This window comes from Vagococcus sp., assembly GCF_052102835.1.
In the GTDB taxonomy this organism is placed as follows: Bacteria; Bacillota; Bacilli; order Lactobacillales; family Vagococcaceae; genus Vagococcus.
This window is the reverse complement of sequence record NZ_JBQEIL010000002.1, coordinates 101,610-123,879: the sequence shown is the minus strand read 5'-3', so window position 1 is coordinate 123,879 and position 22,270 is coordinate 101,610. Positions and strand designations below refer to the sequence as shown.

18 protein-coding genes, 1 riboswitch and 1 other annotated feature are annotated in these 22,270 nt (G+C 36.3%); of the genes, 9 read left to right on the top strand and 9 right to left on the bottom strand.

Going from position 1 to position 22,270, the window contains the following annotated elements:
• Nucleotides 1-32: 32 nt before the first annotated feature.
• Together ACTJFD_RS02605 and ACTJFD_RS02600 are read right to left on the bottom strand one after the other, a co-directional pair.
• Nucleotides 33-1,325, bottom strand: a complete 1,293-nt coding sequence (locus ACTJFD_RS02605) for a hypothetical protein (protein WP_442259506.1) — start codon at nt 1,323-1,325, stop codon at nt 33-35.
• Nucleotides 1,326-1,330: 5 nt separating this feature from the next.
• Nucleotides 1,331-2,095, bottom strand: coding sequence for an exodeoxyribonuclease III (locus ACTJFD_RS02600; RefSeq protein ID WP_442259505.1), 765 nt, complete (start codon nt 2,093-2,095; stop codon nt 1,331-1,333).
• A 246-nt stretch (nt 2,096-2,341) separates the two neighbouring features.
• On the opposite strand from ACTJFD_RS02600, the gene murB reads away from it, so the two are divergent.
• A complete protein-coding gene (gene murB / locus ACTJFD_RS02595; RefSeq protein WP_442259504.1) occupies nt 2,342-3,244 on the top strand; it encodes a UDP-N-acetylmuramate dehydrogenase in 903 nt (300 codons plus the stop codon).
• 47 nt (nt 3,245-3,291) lie between these two features.
• Here murB and ACTJFD_RS02590 read toward each other — a convergent pair whose 3' ends face one another.
• Nucleotides 3,292-4,500 (bottom strand): chloride channel protein, encoded by a 1,209-nt coding sequence (locus tag ACTJFD_RS02590; protein WP_442259503.1) that lies wholly within the window; start codon nt 4,498-4,500, stop codon nt 3,292-3,294.
• A gap of 54 nt (nt 4,501-4,554) precedes the next feature.
• Nucleotides 4,555-4,637, bottom strand: a riboswitch (Fluoride riboswitch).
• A 273-nt stretch (nt 4,638-4,910) separates the two neighbouring features.
• Here ACTJFD_RS02590 and ACTJFD_RS02585 point away from each other — a divergent pair.
• Nucleotides 4,911-6,353, top strand: a complete 1,443-nt coding sequence (locus tag ACTJFD_RS02585; RefSeq protein WP_442259501.1) for a M20 family metallopeptidase — start codon at nt 4,911-4,913, stop codon at nt 6,351-6,353.
• A gap of 57 nt (nt 6,354-6,410) precedes the next feature.
• On the opposite strand, the gene ACTJFD_RS02580 is transcribed toward ACTJFD_RS02585, so the two are convergent.
• Nucleotides 6,411-7,409 carry a YhdH/YhfP family quinone oxidoreductase gene (locus tag ACTJFD_RS02580; RefSeq protein ID WP_442259499.1) on the bottom strand — a complete coding sequence of 333 codons (999 nt, stop codon included), beginning with the start codon at nt 7,407-7,409 and terminating at the stop codon, nt 6,411-6,413.
• Between the two features lie 182 nt (nt 7,410-7,591).
• On the opposite strand from ACTJFD_RS02580, the gene ACTJFD_RS02575 reads away from it, so the two are divergent.
• Genes ACTJFD_RS02575 through ACTJFD_RS02555 form a run of 5 tightly spaced genes read left to right on the top strand, consistent with a single transcriptional unit; the run spans nt 7,592 to nt 11,979 of the window.
• Complete coding sequence (locus ACTJFD_RS02575) at nt 7,592-8,134, top strand: helix-turn-helix domain-containing protein (RefSeq protein ID WP_442259497.1); 543 nt, start codon at nt 7,592-7,594, stop codon at nt 8,132-8,134.
• Nucleotides 8,135-8,153: 19 nt separating this feature from the next.
• Nucleotides 8,154-9,242: an ABC transporter ATP-binding protein gene (locus ACTJFD_RS02570; RefSeq protein WP_442259496.1), complete on the top strand. Its 1,089-nt coding sequence runs from the start codon at nt 8,154-8,156 to the stop codon at nt 9,240-9,242.
• Nucleotides 9,243-9,259: 17 nt separating this feature from the next.
• Nucleotides 9,260-10,096 (top strand): ABC transporter permease, encoded by an 837-nt coding sequence (locus ACTJFD_RS02565; protein WP_442259494.1) that lies wholly within the window; start codon nt 9,260-9,262, stop codon nt 10,094-10,096.
• Entirely contained in the window at nt 10,074-10,892 is an 819-nt protein-coding gene (locus ACTJFD_RS02560) for an ABC transporter permease (protein WP_442259776.1), read from the top strand. The genes ACTJFD_RS02565 and ACTJFD_RS02560 overlap by 23 nt, the downstream gene beginning before the upstream one ends.
• Before the next feature lie 13 nt (nt 10,893-10,905).
• Entirely contained in the window at nt 10,906-11,979 is a 1,074-nt protein-coding gene (locus tag ACTJFD_RS02555; RefSeq protein ID WP_442259492.1) for an ABC transporter substrate-binding protein, read from the top strand.
• An 89-nt stretch (nt 11,980-12,068) separates the two neighbouring features.
• Here ACTJFD_RS02555 and ACTJFD_RS02550 read toward each other — a convergent pair whose 3' ends face one another.
• Nucleotides 12,069-12,950 carry a YitT family protein gene (locus tag ACTJFD_RS02550; protein WP_442259490.1) on the bottom strand — a complete coding sequence of 294 codons (882 nt, stop codon included), beginning with the start codon at nt 12,948-12,950 and terminating at the stop codon, nt 12,069-12,071.
• Nucleotides 12,951-12,988: 38 nt separating this feature from the next.
• Nucleotides 12,989-14,761 carry an aspartate--tRNA ligase gene (gene aspS / locus ACTJFD_RS02545; RefSeq protein ID WP_442259489.1) on the bottom strand — a complete coding sequence of 591 codons (1,773 nt, stop codon included), beginning with the start codon at nt 14,759-14,761 and terminating at the stop codon, nt 12,989-12,991.
• A 52-nt stretch (nt 14,762-14,813) separates the two neighbouring features.
• Nucleotides 14,814-15,014: a binding site (T-box leader), on the bottom strand.
• Between the two features lie 219 nt (nt 15,015-15,233).
• On the opposite strand from aspS, the gene ACTJFD_RS02540 reads away from it, so the two are divergent.
• Nucleotides 15,234-16,439, top strand: coding sequence for an N-acetylmuramoyl-L-alanine amidase (locus ACTJFD_RS02540; RefSeq protein ID WP_442259488.1), 1,206 nt, complete (start codon nt 15,234-15,236; stop codon nt 16,437-16,439).
• Between the two features lie 74 nt (nt 16,440-16,513).
• Here the strand turns inward: ACTJFD_RS02540 and ACTJFD_RS02535 are convergent, their stop codons facing one another.
• From ACTJFD_RS02535 to ACTJFD_RS02525, 3 genes are all read right to left on the bottom strand, one after another.
• A complete protein-coding gene (locus ACTJFD_RS02535; RefSeq protein ID WP_442259487.1) occupies nt 16,514-17,233 on the bottom strand; it encodes an MIP/aquaporin family protein in 720 nt (239 codons plus the stop codon).
• A gap of 20 nt (nt 17,234-17,253) precedes the next feature.
• The gene (glpK, locus tag ACTJFD_RS02530; protein ID WP_442259486.1) at nt 17,254-18,768 is read right to left on the bottom strand and encodes a glycerol kinase GlpK; all 1,515 of its coding nucleotides are present in this window, start codon (nt 18,766-18,768) and stop codon (nt 17,254-17,256) included.
• A gap of 305 nt (nt 18,769-19,073) precedes the next feature.
• Entirely contained in the window at nt 19,074-21,419 is a 2,346-nt protein-coding gene (locus ACTJFD_RS02525; protein WP_442259484.1) for an ABC transporter ATP-binding protein/permease, read from the bottom strand.
• A gap of 141 nt (nt 21,420-21,560) precedes the next feature.
• Here ACTJFD_RS02525 and ACTJFD_RS02520 point away from each other — a divergent pair, with 141 nt between their 5' ends.
• Nucleotides 21,561-22,241 (top strand): response regulator transcription factor, encoded by a 681-nt coding sequence (locus tag ACTJFD_RS02520; protein WP_442259482.1) that lies wholly within the window; start codon nt 21,561-21,563, stop codon nt 22,239-22,241.
• Nucleotides 22,242-22,270: the final 29 nt, after the last annotated feature.

The following is a 22,270-nucleotide window of genomic DNA, read 5'->3' as shown; positions in this document are numbered from 1 at the left end:
CAACTGATAATACAGTCATTTAACAACTTTTTTTATTTTTTACGTTTTTTATTACGGTCTTTAGAATTACGTTTCGGACGTGTTTTACGACTATTTATTTTTGATTTTTCTTCACGATAACGACGATCCTCACGACGACTAGCTTTGACTTCTTTCGTTCCTTTTGTATCCTTTGACTCTTGTGGTTCAACTTTTGCTTTGTCTTTATCAGTAGTTTTGGTTTTCGGTCCTTCCGTCTTTTTAGCCGACGGTGTTCCTTTTATCTCTGGAACAACACCTACTTCTTTTTTCACTTGACCTTTTGATGCTTGACTAGTCGCTCCTTTAACCGGCGTTTTGGTCCCCGATGTTTGAACCGTTTTGCTTTTATCAGAAGGACGACTCGTTGCTATCTCGTTGCTATCCTTCACTTTTGAACGCCCGGAGCGGGAGCGTTTCTCTTCTTGCAAATTACTTAATTCTGTGTCAATTAAATAATCAAGGTACTTTGATTCTTCTAACTGATCAATTGCTCGTTTTGCTTTTTCGGTAGGGTCCTCTTTATAAGGTGATCGACTAGTACTTTGACGACGGGAACCTTCTTTTTTACCTTTGTCTTTAGCAGAACGTCCCTTGTCTCGTTCTCGTGTGTATTTCCCTGGTCGTTTGCCTTTTTTACGTGATTTTTCACGCTCTTCTTTTTCAATTTTTTTCTTATACCCAATATAACCGCCTACAGCTCCTCCGATCACAATTATAATTCCTAGAAGTGTCCATAGCCAGATTAAACTACGTTTAGGTTCTGCTTTTTTCGGTTGATAGACTTCTTCTGAAATTTTAGTTGGACTTTCCCCAGACACTTTTTTGGTTGAAGATGTTGAAGAGGCGACTTTCTCATTTGTTTTTTTAGTTTTTGTTTCACTTGTTTCCGTTTTTTTCTCATCTTCTGTTTTTTCCGTTGAATTCGAACTCGTTGTTGTCGTTGTCTCTGTTTTTTTAGATGTCTCCGACTCAATCGTTTTCTTTTCAAAGTTATAACGAACATCAGTTGACTGATCTCCCTCAGCATCGAGGATGGTTATAACGGAAACTTTTGTGTTTTCTGGAACGGGAAATTCAAATTCACCCGTTTCAGATGCAATTACAGAACCGGCAACATTTTTTAAGAAAACATTAGAATGTGGCGCAGTTTTCCCACTGATTACGCGTTTTTCTTCGTCGTATTTTAAATCAGTAATTAGGGGCTGATCCTTTTTAGCATCTGCTGCCGAGACTGACATCAAGCCAAAAGCTAAATTACCAATTAATAAAAACAGGACGACTAAATAATTCATCACTTTCTTCATTAATTTTACTCACCCTCACTCGTTATAATTAATTCTACCGGGCAGTGGTCACTTCCATAAAAATCGCTTAGAATCGCGGCTGACTTCAAACGTGCTTCTAAACTTTTAGAGACACAGAAGTAATCAATCCGCCAACCTGCATTGTTCTTACGGGCGTTAAAACGATAACTCCACCACGAATAGGCTCCTTCTTGCTCTGGATAAAAATGGCGGAACGTATCGATAAAGCCATTCGCTAATAATTGACTAAATTTATCCCGTTCTTGAATGGAGAAACCCGGATTTTTTTGATTTGTTTTCCAATTTTTTAAATCGATATTTTGATGAGCAACATTTAAATCACCACATAAAATAACAGGTTTATCATTTTCCAATTGCTTTAAATAGGCTAAAAAATCCTCTTCCCACTGCATCCGGTAAGCCAATCTTTTTAGTTCTGCCTGAGCATTTGGTGTATAACAATTTACTAAATAAAAAGTTGGATATTCTAATGTAATCACGCGACCTTCTTGATCATGTTCTTCGATATCTATGCCATAACGAACACTCACTGCTTCTTCTTTTGTAAAAACAGCCGTACCCGAGTACCCTTTTTTTTCTGCATAATTCCAATATTGATAGTAGCCTGGTAACTCCAAATCAATTTGTCCTGCTTGTAATTTAGTTTCTTGGAGGCAGAAAACATCCGCATCTAATTTTTTAAATTGGTCCATGAACTCTTTTTTGACAATCGCTCGAAGTCCATTAACATTCCATGATATTAATTTCATCTTTTTCTCCCGTCACACTGACTAGCAGTCTCTCTTTTCTCACACCTTCTATATTACCATAGAAAAAACAGTTTAGTTAAACACTTTTACAAAATAAGTGGTAAATGTTAACAAAAAATGCTTTTAAATCTGATCGTAACTGATAAAATAAAAACTTACGTCTCTTTTTATGTAAGCTACCGACTTCTAGTAAAATATGTTAAAATTAATTCGCCTGAATTATCGAGAAGAGAGAGGATTTTAGTTATGAATACAACAGAAATACAAAAAGCATTAGCTAATGTTAAGTTACTTTTTAATGAACCATTATCTCATTTTACATACACAAAAACGGGAGGACCTGCCGATGTATTGGCCTTTCCTAAATCAAATGATGAAGTCAAAAAAATAATTCAATATTGTAATCAACAAAAAATAAATTGGCTTTGTTTAGGTAATGCCAGTAATCTGATTGTACGTGATGGTGGAATTGAGGGTTTTGTCATCATGCTCGAAAAAATGGATACTGTTACATTCAATGGTTCTCATCTAACGGCTGGAGCTGGAGCTAAACTCATCGATGTCACTAAGCTCGCCCTAAAAAAAGAGTTATCCGGTCTAGAGTTTGCTTGTGGTATTCCTGGAAGTATTGGTGGGGCCGCCTACATGAATGCTGGTGCATATGGTGGCGAATTAGTTGATGCTTTTGAATCTTGTGATGTAATTTTAGAAGATGGATCGTTTAAAACACTCGTTAAAGAAGAGATGGACTTCCGTTACCGCCATAGTATTTTACAAGAAATTAAAGCGATTGTTTTATCGGTCACTTTCAAGCTTGAAAAAGGGAACTACGATGAAATGAAAGCTAAAATGGATGAACTAACAGATTTAAGAGAAGCAAAACAACCATTAGAATATCCTTCATGTGGAAGTGTCTTCAAGCGTCCCATAGGGTATTTCACAGGTAAATTAATTCAAGACGCAAAACTCCAAGGGTTAAAATGGGGTGGTGCCCAAATTTCTGAAAAGCACGCTGGTTTTATTGTTAATATTGACCAAGCGACAGCAACAGATTATATTGAGTTAATCGCTCATATCCAACAGGTCATCTTAAAACAATTTGATGTTACTTTAGAAACCGAAGTTCGAATTATCGGAAGAGAAAAATAAAAAAAAGTTCCTTAGTAACCGAATCGTTGCTAAAGAACTTTTTTTAATTATGATTTAACTACTAAACTTTTTTGTTTACCATAAATTGATAAACTAAAATTACAATGATAAGCAATACACATAATAATAAATATATAAGGGGTCAGTTCAAACCCAAATACCTCTCCAGCTAAAAAAATGGGGGCTAAAAAGGTATTCGTTGCACTCCCAAAAACACTGGCATAACCCAAAGCCGCTACAAAAGTAACAGGCAAACCAAACAATGGTGCGATTACGACTCCAAAAGTACAACCAATCGTAAATAGCGGTGTAACTTCGCCACCCTGAAAACCAATCGATAGCGTTAAAACAGTTAAGATGATTTTCAAAAGAAAATCATACGAGTAAATCTTGCCACCATTTAAAGCTAAAGTAACCAACTCACTACCCAAACCAGAGTAACGACCAGCATGAAATAAAATCAGCAAACCTACAAGTAAAATACCGCCACAAAAAATACGAACATAACGATTCGGTAAAAGTTGGGCCGTCCAAACTTTTCCTTGCTTCAAAGCAATGGCAAATAAAAAACCAACGATGCCAAATAAAAAACCTAGAACGAGTAGTTTTAGTAATAATGAAAAGTTTAATTCTGGCATTTGAACCAAGTGATAACTAAATTTTTCTAAGCCTAAGAATTTTGATACATAAAAAGCTGTGAAAGAAGCAACACTAGCCGACAACAAAGATTCATAATCAAGTTTACCAGCAATAAAAATTTCAATCGCAAAAAAGATCGCAGCAATTGGCACCTGAAACAATCCAGAAAATCCAGCGGCCATCCCCGTCACTAAAGCAATCTTCGTTAGATTTAACTCTAAATTTTTAAAGGGATTCAGGCGCTCAATCCAATGTGATAATGTTGCCCCTATCTGAACAGCAACACCTTCACGCCCAGCGCTTCCTCCAAAGAGATGCGTCAACCACGTACTGACAATCACGATTGGAATAAGCCGAAAGGGAATACTCTTTTGTTCACCTAAGCCTACGTCAAAAACTAACCCCATTCCTTGACGACTTCGTCCACCAAATCGAGAATACAGCCATTCAATCAATAATCCAGCAAAAGGTAAACCAAAGATTAAAGGGAAGAAAAAGACCTGACGCCACCCAATAATCATTAGGAGTCCTTTCCCAAAAATAACTTCTAAAATACCTACCAAACTACCTACCACTAAACCAAACCCAATGAGAAAAAGTGATTTCTTCAACTTCATCCAAAAATATCCTCCTTATTTACAAAAAAACCTTTACAACCTGCCAAAAAACAGCAGATTGTAGAAGTCATCAGTTATCTAACATAACGGTTTTAACTTTAAAAAAGTTAAGGGAGACATTCATTCCCTGAAAACTTTCATCCTCTTTCATATTCTAAACTTTTTTCCATCTTTTTTCAAGTTAATCTGATTATTTTTTACTATAATCATTGATACCTCTACTTCGATTTTAGCCAATCGAAAATAAGTGTACGATAACTCCACATTTCTCTTTCATCATTTTTCTGAAAAAACATTTTTATTGCATGAAACGTCGATATAATTGACACATAAACAGAAAAAGGACAAACTTAAGAGAGATAAAAATATTTAACTAAAAAATGACATATTCATCTTAAGGAGGTAGAATCATGTATCAAGAACTTGAAAAACTCATCGAACATAAGCAAGACGACTATTTCCAAATAAGTGATCAACTTTGGGAGTTAGCCGAAGTAAAATTTGAAGAAGATCAATCTGCATTACTGCTTATCCAACAATTAAAACGTGAAGGATTCCATATTGAATCCAACATCGGTGGCATTCCAACTGCTTTTGTAGCCACTTTTGGTAATGAAGGGCCAACCATTGGCTTTTTAGGGGAGTATGATGCTTTACCTGGCTTTAACCAAAAAGCCAATAGTATTATTCCTGAAAAAGATGAACACGCTCCTCATGACAATGGTCATGGCTGTGGTCATAACTTACTTGGCACTGGTGCTTTAGCTGCTGCTGTGGCAACGAAAGATTATCTAATCCAGAATAAAATAAAGGCTCAGATCAAATTTTTTGGTTGTCCTGCCGAAGAAGGCGGTTCTGGAAAAACATTTATGGTCCGTGATGGTGCTTTTAATGATGTAGACATGGCGATTTCATGGCATCCTGCAACCGATAATGGCATTATCAGTTGTCCGACTTTAGCTAATATTCAAGCCGCTTTTTCATTCAAAGGAAAAAGTTCGCATGCTGCAAATGCTCCTGAAATGGGACGAAGTGCATTAGATGCGATGGAATTAATGAACGTTGGTGCTAACTACTTGCGAGAACATGTCATCCCCGAAGCACGTTTTCACTATTCTATTTTAGATAGTGGTGGAAAGGCGCCAAGCGTGGTACAAGATCATTCAAAAGTACTCTATCTTATTCGTGCACCTAAAGTATTTCAAGCCAAAGAAATTTATGAACGCCTCTGCAAAATTGCGGAAGGTGCCGCTTTGATGACTGAAACCGAAGTTGCGATTCATTTTGATAAAGCATGCTCGAACTATATACCTAACACAGTTTACTCAGAAGTCATGGGTGAGTGCCTTGCAGAAATTGGCGGCCCTCAATTTGATGAAAAAGATTGGCAATATGCACAGGCCATTTATGACAATTTATCCGATAAAGAAAAAGAATTCCGAATGGTCCCTGCTGTTGGACCGGTTGAAAGAAAACTGCTCCAGGAACACTTCAATGACCCCTTATCAGAATTCGTTTATCCTTATAATGAAATGTTAAAAAATATTGTTGCTCCTGGTTCAACTGATGTAGGTGATGTTAGCTGGGTCGTTCCAACAACACAATGTTTGATTACTACGGAAGTCCAACACACACCCATGCACTCATGGCAATGGGTGGCCAATGGAAAAAGTGGGATTGCTAAAAAAGGGATGCTTAAAGCCGCACAAATCATGGCTGCAACTGCTCTGAAAGTCATCCAAACACCTGAGCTTATTGAAAAAGCTAAATCAGAACTACATGAAGTTACTGCTCAAACACCTTATCAAAATCCAATTCCTGATTACGTTGTACCCAATAGTTTAAAACAATAGCTTAAAATGACAAAAAAAGGGCAAATTTTAAAATCTGCCCTTTCCTTTTGTCATTTTCTATTTAATCTTAACAATCGTTCGCCCAGTGTGCGTGCCTTCTAAAATCTGCTGGATTGTTGGTAAAATTGTTGCTAATGTCACTTCTTGAAGATGCAATTTTGCTAATTTATCTGCATCAACCTCTACACCTAAACGCGCCCAAAGCATTTGTCGCTCCGCCATTGTTAAAGCAACCGTATCAATTCCTGTCATTGTAATTCCTCGTAAAATAAACGGCAAAACTGTGGTTGAAAATTGAATACCTGACGCATTACCGCAAAGTGCCACAACACCCTGATAACTAATTTGAGGCAATAAATCTCCAAGTAACTCGCCACCAATTGTATCAAGCACGTAATCAAAACGTTGCCCTGCCAAAGGTTTTTTCTTCTCAAGTTCAATCTCTTGAGGAGTGATCACCTTACTTGCACCTAATCCTTTTAAGTAACTAACTTGATCTTCTTTTCTAGAAACAGCGGTTACTTGGTGATAGCCGAGTGAATTTAAGATGATAATCGCTAAACTCCCAACGCCACCTGTAGCACCTGTCACTAAAATCGAAGCTTCCGTTTTATCTTTTAATCCCAAACGTTCCAGCCGTGTGATCGCTGTCATTGCCGTTAACCCGGCCGTCCCATAAATAGCTGCTTCACGTAAATCTAAACTAGTATGTAAAGGGACTACCCACTCATTTGGAACTCGCACCTGTTCACTAAAACCACCTGTATGACTAACTCCCACTTTAAAACCAGTGACCACAACTAAATCATCCACATGAAAATCAGTGGCTGTTGTTTCCTTAACTCGCCCAATGACATCAATCCCTGGTATCATCGGATAACTACGGACAACGCCACCTCTTAACTGAGTCGCCAAGGCATCTTTGTAATTAATTGATGAATAACAAACGTCGATTAAGGTTTCACCTGCAGATAAATTTTCAAGGCTTTGCGCTTCTAACCTTACTTGTACCTCATTATTTTCATTGCTTAACGTTATCGCTTTAAATTTTGTCATTTCACTCTCTCCTTACTCCTAGTCGTTTTCTCTTTCATTATAGATGATTCTCACTTAATTATCATTGCTTATCTTTGAGTTTTTAGTTATAATCTCATTGTTACTAAACATTTTAATTAGCGTGACTAAACTTTTGTTAGTTTAAGTTTAGTCACACTAATCTTAAATAAAGGTGGTTAAAAATGGACATCGGCAAAAAAATTAAAAATTTACGTCTCCAAAAACAATTAACCCAAGAAGAATTGGGTGAACGAACCGATTTAACAAAAGGCTATATTTCCCAACTTGAACGCAATCTCGGTTCTCCTTCTATGGAAACTTTCTTTTCGATTTTAGAAGTTCTTGGCGTAACACCTAGAGAATTTTTTGATGATAAAGAGCAACGGCAACAAGTCATCTATACACAGGAAGACTATACCATTTACTATGATGAAGAAAAAGGCTATGAAATAAAATGGCTTATTTCTGATTCTAATGAAAAGGAGATGGAACCCATTCTTCTAACTTTAGAAAAACTAGGTGAATATAAAGAGTTTGAACCTTCTTTGTCAGATACTTTTGCCTATATTCTCGAAGGAGAGGTTTGCCTTGAGATTGGTTCTGATACCTACTATGCTAAAAGTGGAGAAAGTATTTACTATCAAGCTGTCAAAAAGCATCAAATAAAAAATAACCAAACACAACCATGTCGCTTACTTATTGTGGCGACCAATTCGTACCTATAATATTAAAAGGGGTGGCAAGATGAGCAAAGATATTATTCGTTTTGAAAATGTAGTCCAACAATTTGATGAAACTATTGTCTTAAAAAATGTCAGTTTCGAAATTGAACAAGGTAAATTTTATACACTACTCGGTCCATCAGGTTGTGGAAAGACAACCATTTTAAGACTAATTGCTGGTTTTTCCGAGCCTTCTAAAGGCAATATCTATTTTGATGGGAAAAAAATCAATCGAATCCCGGCGAATAAGCGTAAAGTAAATACTGTATTCCAAGATTATGCTCTTTTTCCTCATATGAATGTTTTTGATAATGTTGCTTTTGGTTTAAAAATTAAAAAACTTTCTAAATTAGACATTGAAAAGAAAGTTCATGATGCTTTACGCATGGTGCAACTATCAGGATTTGAAGATCGTAAAATCCATGAAATGTCTGGTGGTCAAAGACAAAGAGTGGCTATCGCAAGAGCCCTTGTAAACGAACCTGAAGTATTACTTTTAGATGAGCCACTTTCTGCACTAGATCTCAAATTAAGAACCGATATGCAAGCTGAACTTCGAGAATTACAACAGCGATTGGGCATCACTTTTATTTTTGTAACTCATGATCAAGAGGAAGCACTTGCAATGAGTGATGAAATATTTGTTTTAAATAATGGTCATATTGAACAAAGTGGTTCCCCTGTTGATATTTATGACGAACCAATTAATCGTTTTGTTGCCAATTTCATCGGAGAAAGTAATATCGTTAACGGCATAATGATTGAGGATAATTTGGTCTCCTTTGTCGGGCAAACTTTTGAATGTGTTGATAGTGGTATGCGCCCCAATGAAGCTGTCGAAATTATGATTCGACCAGAAGATGTCAATATTGTACCTAGTGATTATGGTAAATTACAAGCAATCATTGAGACCCAGCTCTTCCGCGGCGTCCATTATGAAATTTTTTGTACTGATTTGGAAGGAAACGAATGGGTTGTTCATTCGACAAAACGTTCTGAAGAAGGCAAGCGAGTCGGACTTGATTTTGAAGCTGACAACATCCACGTGATGCGTTTCGGTGAATCAGAAGAAGACTTTGATGCTCGTCTAGAAAGTTATGACGAGGAATAAAAGAAAGGAGGAGACATATGAATTCAACTAAAAAACTTTATAGTATCCCCTATCTCTTATGGATTGCATTATTTGTTATCGCACCCGTGTTACTAATTGTTTACCAATCATTTTTTGACCCAAATGGAGTCTTTACCTTAGACAACTATCGTCAGTTCTTTACTTCAGGAACCTATTTAAAAATGACGCTGAACTCGGTATTTTACGCTTTTTTAATTACGCTAATAACGCTGCTTATTAGCTATCCAACTGCCTATTTATTAGTTCAAACAAAACATAAACAGCTTTGGCTGATGCTCATTATTTTACCAACCTGGATTAATTTATTATTAAAAACGTATGCTTTTATTGGCATATTTGGGATTAACGGTGGGGTCAATCAATTTTTATCAATCGTTGGTATTGGCCCGCAACAAATTTTATTTACTGATTTCAGTTTTTTATTTGTCGCAACTTATATTGAAATTCCATTTATGATTATGCCCATTTTTAATGCTTTAGAAGAGATTAGCCCGTCATTAATTTTTGCTAGCCGTGACTTAGGCGCGAACTCTTTTGAAACCTTTCGTCGGGTTATCTTTCCCATCTCTTTAAGAGGCGTCAAAAGTGGCATACAGGCTGTTTTCATCCCCTCTCTAAGCTTATTCATGTTAACTCGACTCATTGGAGGGAATCGTGTCATTACCTTAGGAACAGCTATTGAGCAACATTTCTTAGTGACACAAAATTGGGGCATGGGGTCAACCATTGGTGTTATCTTAATTATTGCAATGTTTGGAATTATGTTGTTAACCAATGAAAAGGTCAAAGGAGGGAAAAAACATGGACAAAATAAAAAAAATAAAATGGGCTAACCTTTATTTAGTTGCTGTTTTTATCTTACTCTATCTGCCCATCTTTTATTTAATTTATTATTCATTTAATAAAGGAGGCACAATGACCAAATTTACTGGTTTCACTTGGGAAAACTATACAGCAGTCTTTGAAGATACTCGTTTGATTACAATTGTTGTTAATACTTTCCTTTTAGCCTTTTTATCGGCCCTAATTGCTACTATTATTGGGACTTTTGGAGCGATGGCCATTCACTATACTAAAAAAAGAGGACTTAAACAGTCTCTCCTTAGCCTAAATAATATCCTGATGGTTTCACCAGATGTCATTATTGGGGCAAGTTTTTTAATCCTTTTCACTTCATTAGGAACTTTCTTTGGCTTTAAATTAGGATTTACTTCGGTTTTACTTTCACATATTGCCTTTAGTATTCCCATTGTTGTTTTGATGGTCTTACCTAAGATACAAGAAATGAACGAGTCCCTTATTGATGCTGCACGGGACTTAGGGGCAAATAACTGGCAAGTTTTGTCTAAAATTATCTTGCCTTATCTAACTCCTGGGATTATTGCCGGTTACTTTATGGCCTTTACTTATTCATTAGATGATTTTGCGGTAACCTTCTTCGTCACAGGAAATGGTTTTAGTACATTATCGGTTGAAATCTACTCACGTGCTCGTCAAGGAATTAGTTTGGAAATTAATGCTTTAAGTGGTTTATTGTTTATTTTCTCAATGGTTTTAGTCATCGGTTATTATTTTATTAGTCAAGATAATAAGCCGCGTAAAAATCGAAAAAAAGCCATAAAATCATAAGGAGGAAGCAACTTTGAAAAAAATAAATTCATTATTAATCGGGATTTTTATCATTATCGGTTTGTTAGCTTTTTCCTCTTTTCGATTAGAAAAAAACCAAGGAACCGCTAACACAAGTGTTTTGACTATTTATAACTGGGGCGATTACATTGACCCTGCCCTAATCAAAAAATTTGAAAAAGAATATCATTATAAAGTCATTTATGAAACATTTGATTCAAACGAAGCCATGATTACTAAAATTAAACAAGGGGGGACGGCTTACGACTTAACTATCCCTAGTGAATACATGATCCAAAAGATGATTGAACAAAAAATGTTACGACCTTTAGATCATAAAAAAATTAAGGGTTTAGAACATATCGATGAACGCTTCCTTGACCTTGATTTTGATCCTAATAATCAGTTTTCCATCCCCTATTTTTGGGGAACTTTAGGGATTATTTATAATGATACCTTTATTGAAAAAGGAACCATCCAACACTGGGATGATTTATGGAAACCTGAATTAAAAAATAACGTGATGCTCATTGATGGTGCTCGTGAAGTAATGGGACTTGCTTTAAATAGCAACGGACATTCTTTAAATTCAAAAAACAAAGAAGATTTAATTCAAGCTAAAAACAAATTAGATCAACTGACGCCTAATATCAAAGCGATCGTTGCCGATGAAATCAAAATGTACATGGCAAGTAATGAAAGTGCTGCGGCGGTTAGTTTTTCTGGTGAAGCTGCTGAAATGATTGCGAATAACAAACATCTCCATTATGTCATTCCACCAGAAGCCTCTAATCTTTGGTTTGATAATATGGTCATTCCTAAAACAGCAAAAAATATGGATGGTGCTTATGATTTTATTAACTTTATGCTTATTCCTGAAAATGCAGCAACCAATGCTGAATATATTGGATACTCCACACCCAATCAAAAAGCAAAAGCCCTCTTACCCAAAGAAATCACCTCAGACCCCCAATTTTATCCGGATGATGAGGTCATCAAACATCTTGAAGTCTATGAAGATTTAGGTCCCGATTATTTACAATTCTACAATGATCTCTTTCTCGATTTTAAAATGTACCGTAAGTAAATAGTTTTGTTCAAAATAATAAAAGCATATGAAATTAGTCTAAAAACTCTAATTTCATACGCTTTTTATCGTGTATCTTTTATTTTCATTTAAATTTGTTGTTCGTAAAAATTCCCCATGATTGTCACATTCTCAGCGATGCTCACAAAGGCTTTTGGATCTGATTCTTGCATAGCAAGTTGGAGTAAAGGGATTTGGTCACGCGTAATCACACTGATTAAAACTTTTTCTTGATTACGATGATAAGCACCTTCTGCATTATTGATTATCGTAATGCCGCGACGGACACGTTTTTGAACTTCATCAATAACTTTTTCAGGCTCTGATGTCACAATCATAATCTGCATTTTTTTCTGACGTGTATAGACCATATCAACTACTTTACCATTGACAAAGATCGAAAAGGCACTATAAAAAGCATAAGGCCAACCAAATAGAAAAGCAGAGGTTAAGATAATACACGCATTAAAAATAATATTCATTGAACCAACATTTTTACCTGTCATTTTACGGATGGTCACACTAATAATATCAAGGCCACCTGACGAAAGGCCACCCCTCAATGCTAATCCGACACCTAAACCACAAATCCCACCCCCGAAAATCGCACAGATAATCGGATCTTTTGATAATGTCGTTACTGGGATTAACTGAATAAAGAAAGAGGTCATGAATACTGAAATCATGGTAAAAACTGTAAATTTCTTACTAATTTTAAACCATGCTAAAATAAATAATGGAATATTTAAACAATACAAAACAACACCCATTGGTAATTTTATATTTGAAATATTTTCTGTTAACGTCACAACAATTTGTCCCAATCCTGTAATACCACTCGCATAAATATGCCCCGGTTGCCAAAAAAGATTTAATGCAATTGCCTGCAAAATTCCGTTAACAATAGCCATTGAGATTTTCTCAGTGTAGCCCTTTTCTGTTAGCGCATCTTTCCAGCGCTGTACTTTCATCATGTGAATCCCCTCTATTTATTATGTGATTTCTTCGTTTATTTTTCGTCGACTGCGGTAACATCTAAATTTAATTCAAATAATTGTAAATCAGATACTGTACTTGGTGCATCTGACATCAAGTCCATTGCCTTACCATTTTTAGGAAATGCAATTACCTCACGAATATTATCTTTTTTAGCCAGTAACATCACTAAACGGTCAAGTCCTAGAGCAATTCCGCCGTGTGGTGGGAAGCCATACTCCATCGCATCCATTAAGAAACCAAACTGTTCTTGTGCTGATTCTTTAGTAAAGCCAAGTGCCGCAAACATATCTTCTTGAACTTCACGTTTGTAAATTCTCAATGAACCGCCACCTAATTCATAGCCATTTAAAACAACATCATAGGCTTGTGCATAAACTTTTTCAGGAGCTGTCTTTAATAATTCTAAATCACTTTCTTTAGGCATCGTGAAGGGATGGTGAGCCGCTGTATAACGACCAGCTTCTTCATCATATTCCAATAATGGCCAATCTACCACCCAAAGGAAATTGAACTTCGTTGGATCAATTAAATCAAGCTCTTTCCCTAGACGATTTCTTAACGCTCCTAATGACGCTGCCACAATCTCACTCTTATCAGCACAGAACATTAATAAATCGCCAACTTCAGCGTCCATTGCTTTAATCAAATCAGCTTCAATTTCAGTTAAGAACTTAGTGATTGGACCTTTTAGACCTTCTTCTTCCACTTTAAGCCAAGCTAAGCCTTTCGCTCCAAATTGACCTAACCAAGAACCTAAGTTATCCATATCTTTTCTCGAATACTTCGCCGCTGCTCCTTTAGCATTTAAAGCTTTCACCGCTCCACCACTAGTTAAAGCTGATTGGAAAACTTTAAAATCACACTCTTTAACGACATCTGCAATATCAATCAATTCCATTTCGAAACGTGTATCTGGTTTATCACTACCAAAACGAGCCATCGCATCATCATATTGCATGCGTGCAAACGGAAGTTGAATGTCAAGCCCCATAACCTCTTTCATTACACGAGCAAGCATGTTTTCAGTATAGGTTTGAATTTCTTCAGCCGATAAAAAGCTAGTTTCAATATCGACTTGTGTAAATTCTGGTTGACGGTCCCCACGCAAATCTTCATCACGGAAACAACGAACGATTTGATAGTAACGATCAATTCCTGCCCCCATCAATAATTGTTTTGTTGTTTGTGGTGACTGTGGTAAAGCGTAAAAATGACCGGCATGGATACGTGAAGGAACTAAATAATCACGTGCTCCTTCTGGTGTTGATTTCGCCAAGTAAGGTGTTTCAACATCCATAAAACCTTCATGATTCAAGTACTCACGGATGACACGACTTGTTTCATGGCGCAATTTCAAGGTTTGAAACATCTCTGGACGACGTAAATCTAAATAACGATATTTCATACGAATATCATCATTCACATTGACCTTATCATCAATGGTAAAAGGGGTTGTTTTTGCTTTATTATAGATCACAATATCTTCAGCCATCACTTCATAATGACCGGTTTTCATTTTAGGATTAATCGCTTCTGTCGCTCTTTGGATAACGGTTCCTGTCACACCAATGACAAACTCAGTTCGACAACTATCCGCAATTTCCCATGCTTCTTTTGATTTTTCTGGATTAAAAACGACTTGGACAATTCCTTCACGATCACGTAAGTCGATAAAGATAACGCCACCTAAATCACGACGTTTTTGAACCCAACCCTTAAGTGTTACTTTTTGATTTAACTGAGCTTCTGAAACAGCGCCACAGTACATAGTTCTTTTTTCCATATTTTTCTCTCCTTTAAAAATAAATAACAAAAAAAGCCCTTGTTTAATAATAAACAAGGACGAATGATCACATACGCGGTACCACCTATTTTTAAAAACTAAACCTGTTAGTTTTTCTCTTAACGATTAACGCTCGTCACGGAATATCTTTGCAATATTCATCTCCAGAGTGTCTTTCCTTTTGTAAAGTTGCTTTCAGCCACGGCAACCTTTCTCTGAGTAATAAAAGTACTCTCTCCTTCATAGACATTAATACTATTACCATTTAAAATACTAAAGAATATCTTAAAAGTCAAGTCGGAGACAATCTTTTTTTCAAACGGCTACTCTTATTTTTTAATTTTTGCTATAATACCTTTATTACCACAAATGAGGAATGTCTATGAGAAACCCAACAAATAAAAAAAACACAACCTTTTTATTTTTTTTAAATTTATTAATCTTTGCTATGATTTTTGGGAGCTTTTATTTTATGAAAGGCAATGACCAAATTGTACAGGTGAAAACAATGGCTTTAAACGTTCGCCAAGAAGCCTCCGTTACTTCACCTATCGTTTCCCAAGTCCATCAAGAAGACCGAGTTACAATTAAAGACCGAAAAAACAATTGGTATTTAATTCAACTTCCTGACAAAACGACAGGTTGGGTAGCTGACTGGCTCATTTTTGATGGAAAATCAGGGCCTTATACGAGTTTACCTGCGGTGATCCAACGCAAAGTGGATTTAAAAGAAAAAGCGACTAGTAAAAGTAAATCCTTAGCCACTTTAAATAAACGAAGTGTCGTTACCGTTAACTTAGAATTAAATGGTTGGTCACGCGTTTTCGTTGATAACCAAGTGGGTTGGATTCCTTCCGAAGATTTAAAAGTCAAAATGAGTAGTTTACCAAAATGGAAAGAAGGACAAACCCTTTTTGTCGCTACTGAAAATACAATGCTTACTTCAAAACCTGAGCAAGAAGGACAAACCCCCTTGGCTTATGGTCAAAAAGTGACCTACGAAAAAAAAGCAGAGAATAGTGACTGGATTAAAGTTAAAACAGCTGACGGTGAAGGCGGCTACCTTCAACTTTGGAATGTGACTGAACAAAAAATAAACCCAGACGAAAAACGACCGGATACCCCACTAGCTGAATATGTAGTCATGATTGATCCAGGGCATGGTGGCAATGATCCAGGAGCTTCGTCCAATGATGGAAAACATTACGAAAAAGACATGACCTTAGCAACGGGTCTAGCCATGAAACAAAAATTTGAAAAACACGGACTTAGCGTTTTAATGACGCGAGATAAAGATGAATTTGTTTCACTTCATCGAATTGGCATCACGAGTAATGAGAGCCATGCTGATGCTTTTATCAGCCTACATTATGACTCGACTGCCCATCCAAACGAAGGGTCAGGCACAACAACCTATTATCGTCATGATAATGGAAAACCATTAGCCAAAGCAGTCAATGATCAAATTGCGGGGATATTACCATTACCTAATCGAGGCTATGGCAAACAAGATTATCAAGTCTTACGTGAAAATAACAAACCTGCTATTTTGATTGAGTTAGGCTACATGAATAATGACCTTGATGCTAAATATGCTCGTAGTGAAAAGTATCATCAGTATGTTTCTGAAGCAGTTTACAAAGGACTCCTTGAATACTTTCAAATTAATCCCGCTTAGAAAATAAGTGGCTTGCAACCTGATGTCGTTGAAATCAGATTGCAAGCCACTTTTTTTATATTCTAATTTTTAAATTAAATTGGTACGAAACCCCAGACAACCGCAGCTAAAATCGCACCTAAAATTGGCCCTACGATTGGTACCCATGAGTAAGCCCAGTCTGATTGACCTTTATTTGCAATTGGTAACAGCTGATGTGCAATTCGTGGCCCTAAATCCCGAGCTGGATTAATCGCATAACCTGTCGGTCCTCCAAGTGAAAGACCAATCGAGACAATCAATAACCCAACAATAATAGGATTTACACCATCTGCAAAAGCAGTCTGAGTAAAAGCAAGTAAACCAAATACTAAAACAAAAGTCCCAATTAATTCAGTAATCATATTTGAAAAATAGCTACGAACAGCTGGAGCAGTCGCAAAGACACCTAAGATAACGGCTTCGTCTTTTGTCTCTTGCCAAAGCGGTTGGTAAGCAATCCAAACAATCATCGCTCCAACAATTGCGCCTAAAGTTTGAGCAATAATAAATGGAATAACCAGAGACCACTCGAAATTACCTGAGATTGCCATCCCAATACTCACGGCTGGATTTAAATGGGCAGGTCCCATAAAACTCGACATATAGACCGCAATGGTCACTGCTAATCCCCAGCCCAATGTGATTGCAACCCAGCCAGCACCTTTTGCCTTACTTTTATTTAAACTGACACCAGCTACAATTCCATCACCCAATAGAACCAGGATCAATGTTCCTAAAAATTCACTAAATATTTGCACACCTGTTGTTCCCATTATTTTGTCTCCTCTTTTAATTAAATTCGTTTACCAATATGTTTAAATTGTTTAGTCGCTGCCACAGCTTCTTCCCAACCTTCATATAAATAATTACGTTTTTCTGAAGACATCTCAGGGTTAAATCTTTCCCCTTCTTCACGGAACTGTTGTAACTCTTCTAAATCTTTCCAGAACCCAACTGCTAAACCGGCCAAGTAAGCAGCTCCTAGAGCAGTTGTCTCTAAATTAGGTGCTCGTTCAACCTCAATATCTAAGATATCCGCTTGGAACTGCATCAAACGATTATTTTTTGCTGCTCCTCCATCTACTTTCAATAGAGGAATATCAATCCCCGCATCATTTCTCATCGTATCAATAACTGCTTTCGACTGGTAAGCGATAGATTCTAAGGTTGCTCGAACAAAGTCCTCTTTGCTTGTTGCCCGTGTCAATCCAAAGACTGCTCCTCTCGCATCAGAATCCCAATAAGGAGCTCCCAGACCAGTAAAGGCTGGTACCACATAGACATTATCATCGCCTGTCGATGCGTTTGCTAACGCTTCTGATTCTGGAGAAGTTTCAATCATTCTTAAACCGTCTCTTAACCACTGAATCGCTGAACCAGCTACGAAAATACTTCCTTCAAGAGCATAATAAACTTTACCGTTAATTCCATAACCAATCGTTGTTAATAAGTTATTTTTTGATAACTGAGGCTTTTCTCCAGTATTCATCACAATAAAAGCACCTGTACCATACGTGTTTTTTATCATTCCAGGCTCAAAGGCTAGCTGACCAAATAAAGCAGCTTGCTGGTCTCCTGCCATTCCTGAAATAGGGACTTCACCACCATAAAAATGATAACTTTGTGTGTAGCCATAAATTTCAGAGTTACTTTTAACTTCTGGTAAAAGCGCCGCTGGAATATTGAGTAACGTTAAAATATCTTGGTCCCATTTCAGCTCATGAATGTTATACATCATTGTTCGAGAAGCGTTAGAATAATCCGTAACGTGAACATCACCATTCGTTAATTTCCATAAAATCCATGTATCAATCGTTCCAAAAGCCAATTCGCCTTTTTCAGCTCGTTCTTGAGCCCCTTCGACATGATCCAATAACCAACGAACTTTTGTTGCTGAAAAATAAGCATCAATAATTAACCCCGTTTTTTTGTGAATCATTTCTGCGTGACCCGCTTCTTTTAGACCATCTGCAATCGGTGCAGATTGACGTGACTGCCAAACAATAGCATTGTAGATTGGTTTTCCTGTTTCACGATCCCAAATGACAGTTGTTTCTCGTTGGTTCGTAATCCCAATCCCTTTGATTTGATTTGGACGTATCCCTGAGTCAATAAATGCGCCAGCTATAACAGATTGCACCGAGTTCCAGATTTCATTTGCGTCATGTTCTACCCAACCTGATTCGGGAAAGTATTGCGTAAATTCTTTTTGCGAACTGCCAACCTTTTCACCACGTTTGTCAAAAATAATCGCCCGAGAGCTTGTCGTTCCTTGATCAATTGCTAAAATAAATTCATTTTTCGTCATAAACTTTCCTCCTAATGTTAAGCGCTTTCTTTTTGTATCATTATCATACCGTATATCAATAAAAAACACTACCAATTTTGTTTATTTACTAACCAACGCCTTTTTATTTCTTGACTAATTGGGTTTAAATAACAATAGACTCACCTAGTCCAATCTTTCTTAAGTTTTCATTAATTTCACGAATTTAATTATTTAAAAACCTACAAAACAACAAATTAAAAAAAGACTGTGAGTTTTTAAATCCCCACAGTCTTTCTTAAACGAGTACAACTTTCAAATGGCCATTCAAAAAAACGCACTATTTTTTAATCTGCACGTAATGCTGTTGAAGCATCTTTTTTTGCGGCCATTCTTGCTGGAATATGTCCACCTAGAACAGTTAAAACAGTACTTACTCCTACCAATACTAAAGCATGGATTGGGTTTAAAACAGCTACGTTTTTTAATTCTGTTAAATTGTAGATGACATGATTAATTGGAAATGTCACTACCCAGGCAATCAATACACCTAAAACACCAGAGGTTATGCCTAAAATTGTTGTTTCTGCATCGAAAACACGGGTAATATCCTTTTTACGTGCTCCTAAAGCTTTTAACACACCAATTTCTTTCGTTCTTTCAATGACAGAGGTATACGTTATGATACTAATCATAATCATACTCATCACTAATGAAATCGCAGCAAACGCAATTAAAACATAAGTAATTGCATCCATTAATCCACCCGTCAATTCGGTCATCGTTCCTGCAAGGTCTGAATAAAGAATTTTATCTTCCTTATTTTTCCCTTGATTATAATCATCAAGATAAGTTAAAACAGCTTCTTTATCTTTGAAGTTATTAGGATAAATTAATAAACTAAAAGGTAATTCATTTCCTCCAAGATAATCAATTACGTTAGCTTTAGTTTGCTCATCAAGCACTTCATTTGTGATCACATTTTTGTCGGCAATTAATTGTGCTTTAATAATTTCCGATTCTTTATTTTTTGCAATCACTCTTTGAGCTAAGGCATCACTATAGGCAATCCCTGGTGATAATAAATCCATTTTAGAGGAAGACTTCACACGTAAAATTCCACTAATCGTCAACTCATCATTTGCTTTATTTTCAAAAATGGCATCTAAATTTTGATTGGGTATGAAATTGCCAGTGGGGAACTTTTGATAAACAGCATCATTATAAGCCAACTTTATAGTAGTACCTACTAAATCCGTAAACGGTAACTTATCTCCATCAGCGACATCAAAACCTAAATTTTTCAACGCATTTAAATTAGCATTATTATCACCATCAATAATTAAAACAATATCTGTTTCTTTTTCTGGATAAGTTCCTTCAAGTAATTTGTAGTTATCTTTTAAAAAATTACCTTTGCCTTTCACCAATTCACGTGGAAAAGAAGAGACCCCGACGCCAGTCATTGACGTCATCGTTTGCATCATTGCGCCTGCTTCTTGGTTATCTTCACTCTGAATCGAAAACTTAACCGGTTGAACTTTATCCCCAACTTTTCTAAATAAATTCATATTTACCATTCGGGTATACCCAATATTATTACTCAAATCAGGATTGATGTCATTCACATAGTCCACATAACCTTGATTAATTGGATTAATTTTTTGTGTTTGGTCAAATTCATTTTTACGAACAATGACTTCCTTCGACTTAGGAAATTTAGCGTCTCCTTTTTTCGGTTTTAAACTATCTTCCGCTTGTTCTGAAGAGGTTACCTTCGCGATTGTAATTGGAAATTTAGCCAAAGTTTCCGCTTGTGTGTCATCAATTTGTTTCTGAAACCCATTAGATAATGACAAAACAACTGCAATGCCAATAATCCCAATACTTGAAGCAAAACTTGTTAAAAAAGTTCGGCCTTTTTTAGTTCGAATATTATTAAACGACAAACGTAACGCTGTCGTAAACTTCATTTTTGTATGCTTTAATTCAAAATTAGTGTCCTTCGCATGGTGTTCAAATGGATTAGAATCCGTTTGAATCCGTCCATCTGAAAATTCAATAATACGATCTGCATATTCATTGGCTAATTCTGGATTATGTGTGACCATCACAACTAATTTTTCTTTCGAGAGTTCTTGGATAAGTTCCATAATTTGAACACTCGTTTCCGAATCTAAAGCTCCTGTTGGCTCATCACATAACAATATTTCAGGATCATTCGCTAACGCTCGAGCAATTGCAACTCGTTGCATTTGTCCACCTGACAATTGGTTTGGCTTTTTATTCATATGTTCTTCTAACCCAACACGACGAAGTGCTTCACGCGCTTTTTCGTGTTTGACTTCTTTCGGTACACCACTCAATGTCATCCCAAGTTCAACATTATCAATAATCCCAAGATGACCGATTAAATTATAACTTTGAAAGATGAAGCCCACAGAATTATTACGATAGGCATCCCAATCGGCTTCTTTAAAAGATTGGGTGGAACGACCATTAATTATTAAATCTCCTGAATCATAATGATCTAACCCACCGACGACATTCAGCATTGTCGTCTTACCAGAACCACTTGGTCCAAGGACTGCTACAAATTCTTGCTTTCTAAAAATAACATTAACACCATCTAAAGCTTTAGTGGTGGTTTCTCCAACCGTATAATATTTTTTTATTTCTTTTAATTCTAACATTTGTTTCTATCCATCTCCTCTAAACCAATCTTAGCTTCTCTTATTTTAAAACCATAACATCCTTTTATTAACTCAATATGAACTGGCTATTTTTTTCAGAAAACGCTATGCTGTAATCATAGAAAATGGGAGGGCTTTTCAATGAATACAATTTTAATTGTTGAAGATGATTTAAACTTACAACAACTCTACCAATCCATTTTACAACAAGAAAACTACACTGTTTTTGTCGCTGAAAATGGCTTGAATGCTTTAAAAATATTAGAAATACAGACCATTGATTTAATTATTACAGATATCATGATGCCAGAACTTGATGGCTTTGAGTTTACACACTATCTACGCCAGCAACACAACGAACTCCCCATTTTAATGATTACAGCAAAAACAGCCTTTCTCGATAAAAAGAAAGGCTTTAAAGTTGGGGTTGATGATTATATGATTAAACCCATTAATAATGAAGAGATGATTTTACGTGTTGAAGCCTTACTCCGACGAGCTAACCTTTTAAAAAAAACCGAGTTAACCATTGGAGAAACAACCCTTCATCAAGAAAATCTTACGGTATCTAAAAAAAGGGGCGCCGTAATTGAATTACCCAACAAAGAATTTTTACTGCTACAAAAGCTAATCATGTCCTCAAATCAAATCTTTACTCGGCAACAACTCATGAATGCTATTTGGGGGCCCGATTCTGATTCAGAAGAAAGAACGATTGATGTTCATATTAAACGGCTTAGGACAAAATTTAAAAATAATCCTGATTTTAAAATCCTTACAATTAGAGGCCTAGGCTATAAGGTGGTCCTCACACATGACTAAAAAAAACAAACCTAAATTACGGTCTCATT